This is a genomic window from Maricaulis sp. (assembly GCF_034670125.1).
GTDB lineage: Bacteria > Pseudomonadota > Alphaproteobacteria > Caulobacterales > Maricaulaceae > Maricaulis.
Map to the genome: position 1 here is coordinate 28,445 of NZ_JAXMOC010000002.1, position 12,258 is coordinate 40,702.

Genomic DNA, 12,258 nt, shown 5'->3' on the forward strand with positions numbered 1-12,258 from the left:
GATGACCGCTCCGATACCCGATATTTCAGTGTCGGGACAGTTGAATGCTGCGGCGCAGCAATAAATGCTCCGCCTGTGTGGATTTATCGCATCACCAAGGGCGATCGCGCTCGGACGGGCATTCTCCTGAACCGCACCAGAGCGGGTGCTTTTCCATCACCCGGACGAAGCGGGCTGATTCCAGGTGCCGTGCGAGCCACGCCTTCAGGGCCGGCCAGTCCTGGCGGTCGAACCAGTCCCGGTCGGTGTTGGCAAATTGGCGGACGAACGGGTAGATCGCGAAATCCGCGAGCCGGTCTGTTGCCTCGGTGAGGCCTCTATGCCGGGTCAGTCGGGCGTCCAGCCGGGTCAGGAACACGCTGGCGGCGGCCCGGTGTTCCAACGGGTCGGCATCGTCATATCGCGTAGCATACTTGTAGCGGTCGAGATGGGGCTTGAACTCGCCATCGCAGGTGGCGATGAGGTCGAGCGACGCGTCCAGCCCTGCCAGCCAGGTCTCGGGATCATGGGCGTCCAGGGCCCACCTCATGACGTCGAGGCTTTCGTCGATAACCCGGCCATCGTCCAGGACCAATACCGGAACCGTGCCCTTGGGCGAGGCGTCCAGCATGGCTTGGGGCTTGTCGCGCAGCAGGATTTCCCGGTGCTCGAGCTGGATGCCGCTGACATCCAGGGCAAGGCGGGCGCGCATCGCATAAGGGCAGCGCCGGAACGAGTAAAGGATGGGCCGTACCGTGTTCACCCGTCAGTCTCCCGGGGCGCCCCCGGCTGGCCCAAATGGTATTCGCCCCGCGCCCGGGCGATTTCTTCCTGCCGATGACGCTCCGCGTATCGGACCCGTTGCTCGGGAGTGCGGATCTCCACGCAATGCGGGCAGGAGACACCGACAACATGATCCGGCGATTTCAGGTCTTCCGGACCCAGGGGTTCGCGGCAGGCGTGGCACAAGGTGTGGGAGCCCGGCTCGAGCCCGTGTTTCACAGCGACCCGTCGATCAAAGACAAAACACTCGCCTCGCCAGCGGCTCTCGGTCTCAGGAACATTCTCGAGATACTTCAGGATGCCACCCTTGAGGTGGAAGACGTCGTCGACACCTTCCATGCGCGCAAATGCCGTCGCCTTTTCGCAGCGGATGCCGCCGGTACAATACATGGCGATCCGGGCATTGGGCCGGGTTTCGCGGAATTGCCGGAACCAGTCGGGAAACTCCCGGAAGGACACAGTGTTCGGATTGATCGCGCCCTCGAACTGTCCGATGCGGACTTCATAATCATTGCGCGTGTCGATGGTGACCACGTCCGGCGCCGTGATCAGGTCGTTCCAGTCCTCGGGTTCGACATAGGTTCCCACATCACCGACCGGATCAATGCCGGTTACACCCATGGTGACGATCTCCCGCTTCAGTCGGACCTTCATGCGCAGAAAGGGTTGCGCCTCGGCATGGCTTTCCTTGTGCTCGAGCGAGGCAAAACCAGGCAGGGCGCGCAGCCTCGCCAGGATCGCATGAACGCCGGCCCGGGGCCCGGCGATGGTTCCGTTGATCCCTTCCGGGGCCAGCAAAATGGTGCCCGATACACCGTGGTGATCGCAGCTTGCCTTGAGCTCGGCCTGGAGGTCGGCATCGGCTGTGAGCGGGGCGAATTTGTAGAGGGCGGCAACCAGAAAGCGGGGCATGGATATCCGTCGGCGATCAAAGGTCACGGCTATAGCAGCCATTGCGGTCGGCTGTCAGGTCGCGCGGCTGCAGTATACCGGCGCCATTGGAAGGATCACCGGTCGTTGGAAACGGCCTGGTCCATTTCGTCTCCGCCTTGCGCGCTGACGGCCCGGTTGGCGAGACTGGACGGCAATCGAACGGTGAAACACGAGCCTTCGCCCGGTGTCGACGTGACGCTGATGTCGCCGCCGTGCAGCTCGACTGCCCGCTGGCACAGGGCCAATCCAATACCCGTTCCCTCATAGGTGTCGCGACCGTGAAGGCGCTCGAACACCTGGAAGATCCGTTGGAAATGTTCCGCCTCAATACCGATCCCGTTGTCGGTGACACGCAGGCGGACATGATTGGCGATCAGCCGGGCGTCGATCCGGACCCGGGGAGGCTCGTCGCGACGATACTTGATGGCGTTGGAAATCAGGTTCTGCAGCATCCGTCCGAGCAGGAAGGGATCGGCATGGATCGGGGTGTCGAGCGACCATTCCAGCTTGGCCTCCGACTCGGTGATCACCGCGGCCAGCAATTCCTCGATTTCGGAAACCAGCGCATCCGGGTCGATGAGCTCGATCCGGGCTTCCTGGCGGTCGGCGCGTGTGTAGGACAGCAGATCCTGGACCAGTCTTTGGGCGCGGTCGGCACCGCGATTGATGCGTTCCAGCATGTCGCGCGACCGCTCGTCCAGATCGAGCTTGCGCTCGACCAGCAGGGAGGAAATCCCCTTCATGGCGCGCAGGGGAGCCTGCAGGTCGTGCGAGGCATGCGAGGCAAAGCGGTCCAGCTCGGCATTCTTCGCGGCGATGATGGCATTGGAACGGCGGAGGGCTTCCGTCTTGCGCGCGACCTCGCGGCGCACTTCGTCGGCCCGTCGGGCATCTTTCAACGAAATTGCCCCGATTGTGATGGTGGCGAACAAGGCCGAGGCGAGGACCACCCAGGGCAGCGGGCCGGTCCGCATCAAGAAGCTCCGGCGGGGCAGGAGCGTGGCCGCGATGTCCGAAAACGGATCGGCCGCCGCCCAACGTACCATGAAGGGCGCACTTTGAAGCGCCGAGCCCATGTCGACATCGCCAGGCGAGATTCGCCTGAACTCGCTCGCGTCCGCCAAGACAGAAGCCGGCGCGCGGTCGGCAATCCGCACGACCACCCAGAGCGGATCGACCGGGCCCACCGGGCTGGCCAGCATGACGTCAAATTCCGACACGACATAGGCCCAGGCATCGGTATGGCCGTCGAGGCGCCGCACCAACGCGAACCGGGTATGGCGCCCGGAATCGTCAAGAAGCGGCAGGACAATTGTGTCGGTGCCGGTCTGCCGCCTGGCCAGCATGGTGTTGATGTCGGGAAGCGCCAGCATTCCGATCCCGGAATTCAGCGATGCGGTAAGTCGTCCGGCCTCAACGATGCCCATATCCCGGATGACCTCGGTCTCGCGTCGGGTTTCATCGGAGCGGAAGATGTCGAGCGCGGCAGTCGGCGCCAGGCCAATATGGGCGGCCTGGACGAGCTGGTTCAGCTCGACATCCAACCTCGCAATGGCTCCGTCCAGCTCAACGATGCGGGCGAGCGCATATCCCCGAAAATCGCGAGCCTTGTCCCGTGACTGCCCGACCAGGGTCGCGAAAAACAGGACGAGCGACACCAGGATGCCAAACAGGATGATCACCACGGGCGATCTGTAGGCATGCAGCAAACCGGTCAGCGTCTCGTATTCAGCTTGCTGAACGCGGTCGGGCGGGCCTGGGAGGGGGCTGTGAGGCAAGCTCAGTCTTGTCCTTCCGCGGCGGCAAGGCGGGTAAACCGTTCCAGCAGGACCGGTACAAGCGGCAACATCAGCACGGCCGTCGCGACCGAAGCCGCCGCTGTGAACAGTTTGAGCACAGCCTCCACATAGTAGAGCGGATACCAGAGCACGACGATGTTCATGACGTGATTGATGCCGCAGAACAAAATGAAGATGCCAAACATGACAAACGCCCAGCGGAAGGGCAGCGGCCGGTCGATCCGGCGCAGGAAGATCAAGATGGTGACCGGTATCGAGAAATAGGCGAGAGCGATGGCAAGGTCTGCAATGACATGCATGCCGACCAGTTCCGGACGCCACAGGAAACACATGCCGTGCGGCATGAAGTTGTTGATGTCGAAATAGCCCATCGTCATCGCTCCTTTAGTGCCGCTGGACGCCAGCTCCGATCCATCCTGGCTCCCGACCGGAACCGTTCGTCGATTCGGACCATACCCGCCGCCTAAACTTATTCCGTCCGGTCCGACACCGGCGCGGCGGGCGCTGGTCGTATCGAGGGCACCCCCAAAAAGGTCGCTTCACACCACCATGAGACGGTGCAAACCTCAAGCTTGTCAATCGGTGACGGGCCTGTCTGTGTCGGCCGTCACGCAGGCGTCAGTTCAGCGCGTCGGCGCTCTGCCGCAGTGCTGCGGCCATGGTCAACAAGCTGGAACTGTCGCCGGCCAGGTGCTCGGGCCGTGTCGCGGTCGGAAAGGCGCGGCCCAGGGCCGTGATCGCCTGGCCCAGCTGGAGCGCCAGGTCGGGATTGTCGTCGGCGACCTGTTCGAGGTGATTGCCGGCATAGCGGTGGGCCGCCCGGTGGAATCCGTATCCGTCGAGATAGGGTTCGTGCGCGGACGGGTTGGTCGCCAGCACTTCGTATTGCAGGGCTGCCCGTTCGATGAGGTCGGTGAGGACACGCGCATGAAGTCCCGCCGGCGAGATCTCGCCGTCCGGCGCATGGGCGGACGCGGCATCGATCGCTGCCACCACATCGGCGACATGCGCTGCGATCGCCGCATCGCTTTCGCCATTGTAGGGAGCTACCGAGGCGTCGGTCATGGTGTCGCCGAACAAGGGAGCCCCGCGTGCCTCGAGGACGGGCTCGAAGTCGATGTAAATCTCGGAAATCGGGTGCGCAAACATCTCGGCACCAGCCGTGCGGTCCCCTGCCTCGAAGGCGTCGATGCCGGCCAGGTAGTGCGCGCGCATCACCTCCAGGGCGATCAGGTAGACGACCGGGTCACGCCCGGCCTCGGCCGGATCAATACCAAACTCACCGCCCGAGCCGGACCCTTCGCCTTCACCTTCGGTGAAAGCAGGTGCGGCGGCGAAGGTGCTCGGTGTTTCCTGCTGTGTTTCGGCCCCGGTGGGCGTCGCCATCGGTTCGCTGCATCCCGACAGGCCACCCAGCAGGGCTGCTGTGCCGACCGAGGTCCAGATGCGTGTGCGCCTTGTGATACCCATTCTGCGTCCCTTCACGGATGGCATTCAGCCGGTTCAATGGCATAAACGGGTATCGGCTTTTCGAGCACATGACAATCAGTCGCAGGATAACCCATGCTCATTCATCTGCAAGACGTCTGCCCGCCCGAACAGGTCCAGCAATTGCGAGCGCTGATCGGGCAGGGTGAATTCGTTGATGGCGGTGCGACAGCCGGCCGGGTGGCGCGGGCCGTGAAATCCAATGAGCAGCTGGAGACGGGCGCGCGCGTCGATACGGTCCGGAACGAGGTTCGCAAGGCCCTGATGGCGCACGCCGGCTTCGTAAGCTTTGCCCGGCCCAAGACCCTGTCCCGCATTCTGGTGTCGCGCTACCGGGCCGGGATGGCCTACGGCCCGCACATCGATGATGCCCTCATGGGCGGGCGCCGGGCCGATCTGTCCTTCACGCTCTTTCTCAGCGACCCGGGTAGCTATGACGGCGGTGAACTGGTCATGGACGGGCCGGAGGGTGAGATCGGAATCAAGCTCGCCGCCGGCGACGCTGTTGTCTATGCGACGTCGGCGATCCATCAAGTCGCGCCGGTCACGCAGGGTGAACGTATGGCGGTTGTCGGGTGGGTCCGCAGCTTGGTCCGACGAGCAGACCAGCGCGAGATTCTGTTTGACCTTGACCAGGTTTCCACCCGCCTGTTCGAACGCGATGGAAAGACGCGTGAGCTTGACCTTGTTCTCAAGACCAAAGCCAATCTGTTGAGGCAGTGGGCGGAAGACTGAGGCCGGGGTGGTCAGTCGAATACAGGGTCGCGTTTCTCCATTTGCGCCCTGACCGCCTCGACCTGGTCAGTCCCGCCCATGAGAGCGGATTGCTCACGGGATTCTGCCAAGAGGACTGTCGCCGGATCAGCACTGGCAGCCAGATTGAGCAATCGCTTTGCGCCCCGTATGGCGGGCGGGCTTTTGCCGGCGATTGCGGTCGCCATCGCAAGCGCCTCGGCAACCGGGTCATCGGTGATCCGGGTCGCCAGTCCAAGGGCGACTGCCTCCGATCCGCTGACATCGCGGCCGCTATAGGTCAGCTCCCGGATCTGGTCGTCCCGCATCAGGCCCGGCAGGACCACACATCCTCCCATGTCCGGTACAAGCCCCCAACGGATTTCGGCGATCGACAAACGGGCGTCCGGGGTCACCAGACGAATGTCCGCGCCAAGGGCGATTTGGAGACCGCCGCCCAGCGCACCGCCCTGGATCGCGGCAATCACCGGTACCGCCAGGTCGCGCCATTGCAGGCAGGCCTGTTGCGGTTTGTTGGCCAGGCCGTGGGTTCGTTTTTCCAGCGGCTCAAGTGCGGCCGTGTCGCCGGCCATGGCGGCGAAGCTCCCGAAATCGAGCCCGGCGCAGAACATCCGTCCACGACCGCTCAGAACGACAGCGCGAACGTCCTTGCGTCCGGCAAGGTGATCCGCTGCCTCCAGCAGCCCGTCAAACATGGCGGGATCGATGGCATTGAGCTTGGCGGCCCGGTCGAGTTCAACGTGCGCGACCCGGTCTCTGACCGTCACCGAAACGCGGTCTGCAAATCGGGTGTTGTCCGTCATGTTTGTCTCCCTGGGTGTCCGGTATCCGCGTGGAGCGATACCGGCATCAATCGGCATCGGTCCGGGCCAGCCGCGCGGCGAGCCAGTCGGCGACCGGGCCGGGTGCTTCCATCGGTGCGAGATGGCCCGAGCCGGCGAGCAGGTCTATGCCGATACCGCGACCGGTCAACGCGCGGCGATTGATAATGGTGGATGCGTGTTCGGCCTTCAGGACGTGGACAGGTGCTGACACCCGGCCGAGCGCCCTTCCGATATCATGACCTTGGGCCTCATAGTTTGCGGCTTCCCACAGCGGATCACAGGCGAGGCACACACCGCCGTCGCCATCTGGCATCAGCCCGTCTTCAAGGTAATCATCGAGTACGCCGTCGGCCCAGTTCCGGAAGGTTTTGTGACGCGCATATCGCTTGGCGGCCAGAGCGCGTTCGGGCCAGCCGTTGAATCGCCTGCGGGCCGCATTGGCGATACCGATCCGGCCACGGATGAGGCCGCGAAGCGGGCTGCGGGCCATGAGATAGAGCGGTGACGGCATGACCACCGGTTCGATCAGTGCCAGCGGTGTCGGACGGTCCTGTCGCGCCGCGCTCAACAGCGCCACAATCGCCCCCATGGAATGGCCCGCAAGGGCATCGGCAGGATGATCCAGGGCTGTCAGCCAGGCGCAGACATCGCGCGCGTAGATGTCCCAGCTGTGATGCCGGTCGGGGTGGACCGGCAAGCGGGATGTGCCGTGACCGCGCAGGTCAGGGGCGAGGATGTCGAAATTGGTCGCCAGTCGCGACAGCACAGCGCGATAGGCACTGGCACAAAATCCATTGGCGTGGATGAAGACCAGTCTTGGTTTGCGTGGCCCGGGCCACGCAAGGCCGGACAGGTGCCCGTCCGCGAGCTCATGCCGGAAACGTTGCGGGGCCGGCCCGATCTCATCTCGGCTCATTGTGACGCGTCCCTGATCGCTGCGCCCATGACGCTAATGTGTGGGGCCATCCGGCACGAGCACGGATTGCAGACGCGCGCGCATACCGTCCATTCGGCCCCGGTCGAGTGTGTCGTTGCGCGGTGCGGAAAAATACAGCTTCTGCGCGCAGGGCAATGAGCTACACTGTGTGCGCAACCCGACCGGACTGGAGACCCCATGTTGAGCCGAAATTTCAAGCTGGCTGAGTTCACGCGTTCTGACACGGCCGACAAGCTCGGCGACCCTAACACGCCGGACGAAGCCCACTTGCGGGCCCTGCACGGACTTGCCTGCGGCATGGAACAGGTGCGTCGCATCCTGGGAGACCGGGCTATCACCATCACCTCCGGATATCGCAATCCGGCCGTCAACAAGGCGGTCGGCGGGGTCAGCAATTCGGCCCATGCGCTGGGCTATGCCGCCGACTTTACGGTCAAGGGGATGGAGCCGATCGATGTGGCGAAGGCGCTCGACGCGTCAGATCTGGCTTTTGACCAGCTGATCTACGAGGCTTCGCGCCGCATCAATCATATCAGCTTCGATCCGCGCATGCGGCGCGAGGTGAAGACCCAGAAAGGCGGCGCCGGAACGGCGGTCGTCTGGGGCATCGTCGACTAGTTCGCGGGCCTGGGCGCGGCATTATTTCCGGCGATCTCTGGTGCGGCGAAGACGGTGATGCCGTCACGCGCCAGGCCGGATGTCCACAGTTCGCCCTGCCAGAGCGTAGCGGTCGTGATCCCCTCCGCCCCGTCGACCGGCCCGCGCAGGCCGATGACCGCGTGACCGTCGGTATCAATGCCGATCGCCATGGCGGGTGTGTCGGGCAGGGGCGGGAGGCCGGCCAGCTGCAGCCAGCGCCAGGCGAGGCGTTTGACCAGCGGGCGGCCGTGCAAGGCCTCCAGGTCGGTGGCCCGCGGAGACGGCATGGCGACCCAGATCAGACCGGTCCCGGTGTCGAATTCCAGATTGTCGGGATAGCCGGGCAGACCGTCGATCAACAGGTCCAGATCGCTGGTGTCTGGGTTCAGCTGCCAGACTCGCCCGGTCCAGGTTTCATTGACATACACCAGCCCGGTCATCGGGTCGTGATCGACCCCGTTGATGAATCCCAGCCCGCCAACCAGCTGGCTCATCTCGCCCGGGGCGGTGACCATCAGGATTCGTCCGGTCTGATCGCCTTCAAGGAATGATGTGAGGTGGTCACCATAGCCGTGACGCCCGGACGCGTCGGTGAGGATGATGCGGCCATCGGCCAGCACGGTGAGGTCGTCGGCAAAGACCAGCTCGCCGCCATCCTGCGCCGAGGCGATCCACGTCTCCCAGCCGTCGGCCGTCAGGCGCATCAACCCCCGCAGTGCGTCAGCGACAAACAAGCTTCCATCCGGCCCGAAACTGAGACCCAGGGGGCGTCCACCCGTGTCGGCGATCTCGGTCCACTCGCCGCCCGTGTCCCGCGCCATGATACGGCCATCCGCCAGCGAGGCATAAAGCCGACCATCCGGACCGGGCTCGAGATCCTCGGCACCGTGAAAGTCGGGCCGCTCCGTCCGGGCCACACTTGCGGCAGGTTCAAAAAGGGCTTCAAGGCGCGGATCGGCGGGCGTGACGTCCAACCGCGTGGCGTCAAGTGAGCCCGGACCATAGGCCGCGAAACTGACCGCGAGCACCAGGCCCGCGATGACCAGCACGAAATTTCGCATGCCAACCTCCTCAATCAGTGGCCCGGCCTGGCCCGTCCTGGCCGACCCGCGCGGCGATTTTATGCGGCCACAGGGCGCTAGCTGGAGCGCCTGACCGGTACCATGTTTGGCCGTTCGCCATCGCGACCATACAGATTGACCTCCAACGAGGAGATGGCATGGACAAGCGTGTTCGGCGCGATGGTCTGGCGGCCGGTCCAGGCGATCTTCGGGAAGCGATCGAAAATTTTCCGGTAGGCCGAGTGCAATTGCATCTGCGCGATCCGGCTGCCCAGGCATTTGTGGGCGCCATGACCGAAGGCCAGGTGTTTGTCGCCATTGTCCCGGGTCATGTCGAACCGGTCCGGGTCCGGGAAGACCGAGGGGTCGCGATTGGCGGCCGGGTACCACATCACGACCTTTTCGTCCCGGGCGATGCGTTGGCCATTCAGCTCGGTGTCCTCCATCGCCGTGCGGCGCATGTGCTGCACCGGCGAAATCATGCGCAGGGCTTCATGGGTCATGGCCGGTATCAATGACCGGTCCGACAGGATCATGTCGCGCTGGTCCTCGAACTGGGTCATCAGGCGAATGGTGCCGGACAGAGAGTTCCGCGACGTATCATTTCCGGCGAAAATGATGAGCAGCCAGGACCCGTCGAGATATTCCTGGGGCAGGGGTTTTCCGGCCATTTCGGTATTGGCGATCGCGGTCATCAGATCGCGGCGCGGATTGGCCCGGCGCTCGGCCATGATCCGCTCACCATAGGCGAACATCTCGTTGACGTGCTGGTAGAATTTGATCGGGAACCAGGGGCGGCGCGAGAGCAGCGACCACGGGTTGACGAAATACTGGTTGGCCAATTCCAGGTAATGCATCCACTTGATGATTTTCGGGCGATCCGCCTCGTCCACGCCGAGCATCTCGCACAGGGTGAACAGTGGCAGTTCCTGCGAGAACAGTTTCACGAAATCCACCACCGGACCGCGACGCTCCATCTCGTCGAGCAGGTCGTCGATCTTTGCATCCACGCGCTCTTGAAGTTCAGCCACGAAGCGCGGAATGAAGAAGTCCTTCTGCTGGATCCGCATCTGCATGTGATGGGGTTGATCCAGATTGATGATCGAGTTGAAGGCGGCAGGAATGAGCTTCTTGGGCTTCCATTCCTTCCGCGGCATTACAAACATGTTGATGCTGCCGCGTTCGGAGGAATAAATCTCCGGTGCCAGCTCGACGGTCTTGATGTCGTCATAGCGTGTCACCGACCAATACCCGGCCTTTGACGTGTCGGCGGCCTGCCACATCACCGGGGCCTGTTCGCGCATCCGCTGGAAGAATTCATGCGGATGGCCTGATGTCCAGGCGGCCGGATCCCACAGTTTGAAGTCGTCAAAGGCGGGATAGGCGGCACCAAAACGGGGCTCGGTCTGCGGGCTGTCTTCCAGAATGACATCGCTGACAAGTTGCATGGGGCCGGGCCTTCCTGCGATCAGGTGAACGGTGTTCGTATTTTTTCAGGCTAGGGCGGTGTGCCCAATCTTGGCAAGTCAGAATCGGCCCGGGACGGGCAGGCGTTTGGACCGGACCGGCCTCGAGGGCATCTGGCGTCCGGTTGTCAGCCCGGTCGAACGGGGACACCGTAGTCACTGCTGCAGCGGATACCGGCGACCCGATCCGCACCAGGCGACCCGTACCCAGGAGGCCGACATGGCTGTTTCCGATCAAAGTCCCACCGGCTCCGGCTTTCATGCGAAGAGCGAGGGAGCGGATGTCCTCGCGGGCATCGATCTGGCCGGCAAGACGGCCATCGTGACCGGCGGCTATAGTGGTATCGGCCTCGAAACGGTGCGGAGCCTCGCTGCCAGGGGCGCCTCGGTCATTGTGCCGGTTCGTTCGCCGGAAAGGGCTGCGCAAGCGCTGGCCGGCGTCGCGGGTGACGTCACGTCCGCGCCCTTGGACCTGGCCGACCTGGCCTCGGTGCGCGGGTTTGCCGAAAACCTGACCAACGCGCTCGAACGGCTGGACATGTTGATCAATAATGCCGGCATAATGGCATGTCCCGAGACCCGGGTCGGGCCGGGTTGGGAGTCGCAATTCGGTATCAACCACATGGGCCATTTCGCGCTGACCCGGGCGCTGATGCCCCTGCTTCAGAAGTCCGGTGGGGCGCGCGTGATCGCGCTTTCCTCCACCGCCCACAAATTGTCGGACATCCGCTGGGACGACATCCACTACCGCGATACACCCTATGACAAGTGGCAGGCCTATGGTCAGGCCAAGACGGCCAATGCGCTGTTTGCCAACGCCCTGTCACGTCGCCTCAAGGCGAGCGATGGCGCAGCCTTTGCGGTCCATCCGGGAGGCATTTTCACACCACTGCAACGCCACCTGCCCACGGAGGAAATGATCGCGCTGGGCTGGCTCGGCGAAGATGGCGAGCCATCCGAACTGGCGCGCCAGGGATTCAAGACGCCTGAGCAGGGCTGTTCCACCACGCTTTGGGCAGCGACAGCTCCCGGTCTGGCCGGGATGCCAGGCGTTTATTGCGAGAATTGCGACATCGCCGCCCCGACAGACACGTCCAGTCCGATGACCCGTTATGTCGGTGTCGACCCACACGCCTGCAGCGACGAGTCGGCCGAGCGCCTGTGGGACGTCAGCGAGGCTCTGCTGGCGGAGGCGTGAGGCAAAGCGCGGTCGGGACTTGATCAGAGTGGATAGTCTCGCCCCGCGTCAATACCCGCTGTTTCGAGGAACTTGCGAACAGCGCGGACTTCGTCCTTGGGCAGGCTGTGCTGGGCATGGTGGAAACTCGCCGTGTGCCCGTTGAGAGTCGCGGAGAATTTGGCACCACTGCGCTCGTGCAGCTCCGCTCCCAGGTCAGACAAGACGTGCTCGACATCGGCCGGGGCCAGATTCGCGGGTTCAGGGTGGGCGAACAGGCTGTGCAAGATCTTGCGATGTTTGTGATTCATGGAAGCCTCCTTGTTCCTTCCTCACCGTAGGGCGATGCCTCGGGCTCGGCGATGCGACGAAACGGCCTGCGACGCTCCGCCTCAGCTACCGTCGGGCTGGCACCCGCT

13 protein-coding genes are annotated in these 12,258 nt (G+C 63.7%); 3 read left to right on the forward strand and 10 right to left on the reverse strand.

The window, feature by feature from the left end; all coding sequences use genetic code 11:
* Positions 1–91: 91 nt before the first annotated feature.
* The 5 genes from VOI18_RS03460 to VOI18_RS03480 all read right to left on the reverse strand — a co-directional run bounded on the left by VOI18_RS03460 (position 92) and on the right by VOI18_RS03480 (position 4,964).
* Complete coding sequence (locus VOI18_RS03460; RefSeq protein ID WP_323761019.1) at positions 92–742, reverse strand: glutathione S-transferase; 651 nt, start codon at positions 740–742, stop codon at positions 92–94.
* A complete protein-coding gene (locus VOI18_RS03465; RefSeq protein ID WP_323761020.1) occupies positions 739–1,716 on the reverse strand; it encodes a rhodanese-related sulfurtransferase in 978 nt (325 codons plus the stop codon). Before VOI18_RS03465 ends, VOI18_RS03460 begins: the two co-directional genes overlap by 4 nt.
* 53 nt (positions 1,717–1,769) lie before the next feature.
* A complete protein-coding gene (locus VOI18_RS03470) occupies positions 1,770–3,473 on the reverse strand; it encodes a sensor histidine kinase (protein WP_323761021.1) in 1,704 nt (567 codons plus the stop codon).
* A gap of 2 nt (positions 3,474–3,475) precedes the next feature.
* Positions 3,476–3,865, reverse strand: a complete 390-nt coding sequence (locus VOI18_RS03475) for a hypothetical protein (protein WP_323761022.1) — start codon at positions 3,863–3,865, stop codon at positions 3,476–3,478.
* 247 nt (positions 3,866–4,112) lie between these two features.
* Positions 4,113–4,964, reverse strand: a complete 852-nt coding sequence (locus VOI18_RS03480; RefSeq protein ID WP_323761023.1) for a hypothetical protein — start codon at positions 4,962–4,964, stop codon at positions 4,113–4,115.
* Between the two features lie 93 nt (positions 4,965–5,057).
* Between VOI18_RS03480 and VOI18_RS03485 the strand changes: the two genes are divergently transcribed.
* Positions 5,058–5,717: a Fe2+-dependent dioxygenase gene (locus VOI18_RS03485; RefSeq protein WP_323761024.1), complete on the forward strand. Its 660-nt coding sequence runs from the start codon at positions 5,058–5,060 to the stop codon at positions 5,715–5,717.
* Between the two features lie 11 nt (positions 5,718–5,728).
* On the opposite strand, the gene VOI18_RS03490 is transcribed toward VOI18_RS03485, so the two are convergent.
* Both VOI18_RS03490 and VOI18_RS03495 read right to left on the reverse strand, forming a co-directional pair.
* The gene (locus VOI18_RS03490) at positions 5,729–6,538 is read right to left on the reverse strand and encodes a crotonase/enoyl-CoA hydratase family protein (RefSeq protein WP_323761025.1); all 810 of its coding nucleotides are present in this window, start codon (positions 6,536–6,538) and stop codon (positions 5,729–5,731) included.
* A gap of 46 nt (positions 6,539–6,584) precedes the next feature.
* The gene (locus VOI18_RS03495; RefSeq protein ID WP_323761026.1) at positions 6,585–7,475 is read right to left on the reverse strand and encodes an alpha/beta hydrolase; all 891 of its coding nucleotides are present in this window, start codon (positions 7,473–7,475) and stop codon (positions 6,585–6,587) included.
* 198 nt (positions 7,476–7,673) lie between these two features.
* Between VOI18_RS03495 and VOI18_RS03500 the strand changes: the two genes are divergently transcribed.
* Entirely contained in the window at positions 7,674–8,114 is a 441-nt protein-coding gene (locus VOI18_RS03500) for a D-Ala-D-Ala carboxypeptidase family metallohydrolase (RefSeq protein WP_323761027.1), read from the forward strand.
* Here the strand turns inward: VOI18_RS03500 and VOI18_RS03505 are convergent.
* A complete protein-coding gene (locus VOI18_RS03505) occupies positions 8,111–9,196 on the reverse strand; it encodes an SMP-30/gluconolactonase/LRE family protein (protein WP_323761028.1) in 1,086 nt (361 codons plus the stop codon). The genes VOI18_RS03500 and VOI18_RS03505 overlap by 4 nt on opposite strands.
* A gap of 77 nt (positions 9,197–9,273) precedes the next feature.
* Complete coding sequence (locus tag VOI18_RS03510) at positions 9,274–10,644, reverse strand: cytochrome P450 (protein WP_323761029.1); 1,371 nt, start codon at positions 10,642–10,644, stop codon at positions 9,274–9,276.
* A gap of 238 nt (positions 10,645–10,882) precedes the next feature.
* Between VOI18_RS03510 and VOI18_RS03515 the strand changes: the two genes are divergently transcribed.
* A complete protein-coding gene (locus tag VOI18_RS03515) occupies positions 10,883–11,860 on the forward strand; it encodes an oxidoreductase (RefSeq protein ID WP_323761030.1) in 978 nt (325 codons plus the stop codon).
* Between the two features lie 23 nt (positions 11,861–11,883).
* Here VOI18_RS03515 and VOI18_RS03520 read toward each other — a convergent pair whose 3' ends face one another.
* Positions 11,884–12,150: a hypothetical protein gene (locus tag VOI18_RS03520; RefSeq protein ID WP_323761031.1), complete on the reverse strand. Its 267-nt coding sequence runs from the start codon at positions 12,148–12,150 to the stop codon at positions 11,884–11,886.
* Positions 12,151–12,258 lie beyond the last annotated feature (108 nt).

What these genes read in the sequence shown, in the direction of transcription:
- VOI18_RS03515 (WP_323761030.1), top strand. Translation starts at nt 10,883, where the DNA reads ATGGCTGTTTCCGATCAAAGTCCCACCGGCTCCGGCTTTCATGCGAAG.
- VOI18_RS03495 (WP_323761026.1), bottom strand. Translation starts at nt 7,475, where the DNA reads ATGAGCCGAGATGAGATCGGGCCGGCCCCGCAACGTTTCCGGCATGAG.
- VOI18_RS03465 (WP_323761020.1), bottom strand. Translation starts at nt 1,716, where the DNA reads ATGGCTGCTATAGCCGTGACCTTTGATCGCCGACGGATATCCATGCCC.
- VOI18_RS03510 (WP_323761029.1), bottom strand. Translation starts at nt 10,644, where the DNA reads ATGCAACTTGTCAGCGATGTCATTCTGGAAGACAGCCCGCAGACCGAG.
- VOI18_RS03480 (WP_323761023.1), bottom strand. Translation starts at nt 4,964, where the DNA reads ATGGGTATCACAAGGCGCACACGCATCTGGACCTCGGTCGGCACAGCA.
- VOI18_RS03475 (WP_323761022.1), bottom strand. Translation starts at nt 3,865, where the DNA reads ATGGGCTATTTCGACATCAACAACTTCATGCCGCACGGCATGTGTTTC.
- VOI18_RS03490 (WP_323761025.1), bottom strand. Translation starts at nt 6,538, where the DNA reads ATGACGGACAACACCCGATTTGCAGACCGCGTTTCGGTGACGGTCAGA.
- VOI18_RS03500 (WP_323761027.1), top strand. Translation starts at nt 7,674, where the DNA reads ATGTTGAGCCGAAATTTCAAGCTGGCTGAGTTCACGCGTTCTGACACG.
- VOI18_RS03505 (WP_323761028.1), bottom strand. Translation starts at nt 9,196, where the DNA reads ATGCGAAATTTCGTGCTGGTCATCGCGGGCCTGGTGCTCGCGGTCAGT.
- VOI18_RS03485 (WP_323761024.1), top strand. Translation starts at nt 5,058, where the DNA reads ATGCTCATTCATCTGCAAGACGTCTGCCCGCCCGAACAGGTCCAGCAA.
- VOI18_RS03520 (WP_323761031.1), bottom strand. Translation starts at nt 12,150, where the DNA reads ATGAATCACAAACATCGCAAGATCTTGCACAGCCTGTTCGCCCACCCT.